At 54.0% G+C, this 2,981-nt stretch carries 3 protein-coding genes and 3 tRNA genes; 2 read left to right on the forward strand and 4 right to left on the reverse strand.

Going from position 1 to position 2,981, the window contains the following annotated elements; translation table 11 throughout:
• Position 1 precedes the first annotated feature (1 nt).
• Together ACESQ2_RS14395 and ACESQ2_RS14400 are read right to left on the reverse strand one after the other, a co-directional pair.
• Positions 2-77, reverse strand: a tRNA-Val gene (locus ACESQ2_RS14395).
• A gap of 44 nt (positions 78-121) precedes the next feature.
• Positions 122-197, reverse strand: a tRNA-Val gene (locus ACESQ2_RS14400).
• Positions 198-456: 259 nt separating this feature from the next.
• On the opposite strand from ACESQ2_RS14400, the gene gltX reads away from it, so the two are divergent.
• A complete protein-coding gene (gene gltX, locus ACESQ2_RS14405) occupies positions 457-1,875 on the forward strand; it encodes a glutamate--tRNA ligase (RefSeq protein WP_064377551.1) in 1,419 nt (472 codons plus the stop codon).
• A 59-nt stretch (positions 1,876-1,934) separates the two neighbouring features.
• Here gltX and ACESQ2_RS14410 read toward each other — a convergent pair whose 3' ends face one another.
• Both ACESQ2_RS14410 and ACESQ2_RS14415 read right to left on the reverse strand, forming a co-directional pair.
• Positions 1,935-2,327, reverse strand: coding sequence for a YfeC-like transcriptional regulator (locus ACESQ2_RS14410; RefSeq protein ID WP_014839155.1), 393 nt, complete (start codon positions 2,325-2,327; stop codon positions 1,935-1,937).
• Positions 2,328-2,331: 4 nt separating this feature from the next.
• The gene (locus ACESQ2_RS14415) at positions 2,332-2,685 is read right to left on the reverse strand and encodes a YfeC-like transcriptional regulator (protein WP_004852968.1); all 354 of its coding nucleotides are present in this window, start codon (positions 2,683-2,685) and stop codon (positions 2,332-2,334) included.
• 219 nt (positions 2,686-2,904) lie between these two features.
• Here ACESQ2_RS14415 and ACESQ2_RS14420 point away from each other — a divergent pair.
• Positions 2,905-2,980, forward strand: a tRNA-Ala gene (locus ACESQ2_RS14420).
• The last annotated feature ends 1 nt before the right edge of the window (position 2,981 follow it).

Consider the following 2,981-nt stretch of genomic DNA (forward strand, 5'->3'; position numbering starts at 1 on the left):
GTGGTGGGTGATGACGGGATCGAACCGCCGACCCCCTCCTTGTAAGGGAGGTGCTCTCCCAGCTGAGCTAATCACCCACTTCTCAATTTCTTGCTACACGGCGGAGACTACGTAAAGTAGTTGGTGGGTGATGACGGGTTCGAACCGCCGACCCCCTCCTTGTAAGGGAGGTGCTCTCCCAGCTGAGCTAATCACCCCCGCTGTGTGGAGTCGCATTATAGGGAGAGTTGAAAATGAGTCAACGCCTTTTCTAAATAATTTGTTTGTTCGTCGTAAAATTAAACAAAACGATCGCAATGTCATCCGTGGCGCATGATTTATAAACAAAAAGGGGAAAGCGTGACGTTGAAACGGTAACAACATTGAGGAATCAGCCCACGGTGTTAGAATATTCCTCCATAAAATCCAACGAACACTGCCGCGTGTCGGCACCTTTATCAAACGTAAGGCCACTTCATGAAAATCAAAACTCGCTTCGCGCCCAGCCCGACAGGCTATCTGCACGTTGGCGGCGCGCGTACTGCTCTCTATTCCTGGCTTTTTGCACGTAATCACGGCGGTGAGTTTGTGCTGCGTATTGAAGATACCGATCTTGAGCGCTCCACGCCGGAGGCCATTGAAGCCATTATGGATGGTATGAACTGGCTGAGCCTGGAATGGGACGAGGGTCCGTACTTCCAGACCAAGCGTTTTGATCGCTACAACGCCGTTATTGATGAAATGCTGACAGCGGGCACGGCCTATAAATGCTATTGCTCTAAAGAGCGTCTGGAAGCGCTGCGTGAAGAGCAAATGGCAAAAGGCGAGAAGCCCCGCTACGACGGTCGCTGCCGCCATGGCCACGAACATCATGCTGATGACGAACCTTGCGTCGTCCGTTTTGCCAACCCGGAAGAGGGTTCCGTTGTTTTTGACGACCAGATCCGCGGTCCGATCGAATTCAGCAACCAGGAGCTGGACGATCTGATTATCCGCCGTACCGATGGTTCTCCAACCTACAACTTCTGCGTCGTGGTTGACGACTGGGATATGGAAATCACCCACGTTATTCGCGGCGAAGACCATATCAACAATACCCCGCGCCAGATTAACATCCTGAAAGCGCTGAATGCGCCGGTGCCGGTTTACGCCCACGTCTCGATGATTAACGGCGACGATGGTAAGAAACTGTCCAAGCGCCACGGTGCGGTCAGCGTTATGCAGTATCGCGACGACGGCTATCTGCCGGAAGCGCTGCTGAACTATCTGGTGCGTCTGGGATGGTCCAGCGGCGACCAGGAGATTTTCTCTCGCGAAGAGATGATTAAACTGTTCAGCCTGGGGGCGGTGAGCAAATCGGCGAGCGCGTTCAATACGGAAAAGCTGCAGTGGCTGAACCACCACTATATCAACTCGCTGGCCCCGGAGTACGTGGCAACGCATTTACAGTGGCACATTGAGCAGGAAAATATCGACACCCGTAACGGCCCGCAGCTGGCTGAGCTGGTGAAGCTGCTGGGCGAGCGCTGCAAAACCCTTAAAGAGATGGCGGCGAGCTGCCGCTATTTCTATGAAGATTTTGCCGAGTTTGATGCCGATGCGGCGAAAAAACATCTGCGTCCTGTTGCTCGTCAGCCGCTGGAAGTGGTGCGCGACAAATTAGCCGCCATAAGCGACTGGACGGCGGAAAACGTCCATCATGCGATTCAGGCGACGGCCGATGAGCTGGAAGTGGGGATGGGAAAAGTGGGAATGCCGCTGCGCGTCGCGGTGACCGGTGCGGGTCAGTCTCCGGCGCTTGATGTGACCGTCCATGCGATCGGTAAATCACGTAGCGTAGAACGTATCAACAAGGCGCTGGCCTTTATTGCTGAGCGCGAAAGCCAGCAATCCTGATCCTGATACAGCGATTGTTAAACGGCGGGGATAGCGAACCCCGCCGTTTTTTTTGCCCGTTACTTCGCATCAGTAATGCCAAGCCGGGACAGAAACCCGCTGATCCCCTCGCGCGCAAGAAAATCCCGCAGGTGCAGCTGCTCAGTTGGGGTCATCAGGTGCATGGTCTCGACAATCTGGCGCCAGACTGTGTCCGCATCGTTCACAAAGTATTTGACGGGCGGTTCCGCCAGCTGATTATCCATGGTCAGATGCCGCAGCGCCGGGATATTTGCCAGGAAATCGATCACCGACCTGTCGATGACGATAAGGCGAGCGCGTCCGCCTTTGACTCCGGGGATCGGTTCCGTCCGCCATTTTTGTTCTCTGGCCCAGCGGTTTATGGTTTGCCGGGCGAGGTTAAGGCACTCGGCGAGCTCCGCTGGGGTCATTTTATCTTTAAGTTTCATCATGCTTTCACCGATCGCGAATACCGAGTCGGTTGAGTAAACCGGTGATCCCTTCACGCAGCAGCAGCGACATCAGCAGCTTTTGCTCTCCCGGCGTCATCTCTTTACACAGGGTAAGCAGCAGAGATTCGAGATCGTTATCCGTTGCGGAATAGGGGACAGGGTTTTCGGCCACGCGCTGCGCGCTGCGAATAAACTCGCGAACCTGCTCATTAACATGTACGAGGCGCGCTTTGCCGCCCTGCACGCCGGGGCGCGGGGACGTTTGCCATCCCTCTTTACGTACCCATTTGTTAATCGTTTGCCGACTGAAGCCAGTCAGATGCGCTATTTCTTCAGGTGTCATTCGTTCCTTGAGCATACTATTTCCTGAGTAAATATGTGGGAATTAGTTGCACATGTTATAGCATCCTTTTAAAGGAAAGAGTGACATGTTTAACTTCTGGCTGCGATAAGGCTCGCAATGTCAGCCGTTTGCCTGCTTTTTCAGCGATCAAATAGCCGGGATTGATTTTGCCGTTGACACCTGGCGAAGGAATTCATATTATGCCGCCCGTCAACACGACACGCTTTACGTTACGGGGCTATAGCTCAGCTGGGAGAGCGCTTGCATGGCATGCAAGAGGTCAGCGGTTCGATCCCGCTTAGCTCCACCAA

This window comes from Klebsiella sp. Q11, from assembly GCF_964241505.1.
GTDB classification, from domain to species: Bacteria; Pseudomonadota; Gammaproteobacteria; order Enterobacterales; family Enterobacteriaceae; genus Klebsiella; species Klebsiella michiganensis.

Bases quoted from the DNA above. Each gene is read 5' to 3' on its own strand.
- gltX (WP_064377551.1), top strand. From the start codon at position 457: ATGAAAATCAAAACTCGCTTCGCGCCCAGCCCGACAGGCTATCTGCAC.
- ACESQ2_RS14410 (WP_014839155.1), bottom strand. From the start codon at position 2,327: ATGATGAAACTTAAAGATAAAATGACCCCAGCGGAGCTCGCCGAGTGC.
- ACESQ2_RS14415 (WP_004852968.1), bottom strand. From the start codon at position 2,685: ATGCTCAAGGAACGAATGACACCTGAAGAAATAGCGCATCTGACTGGC.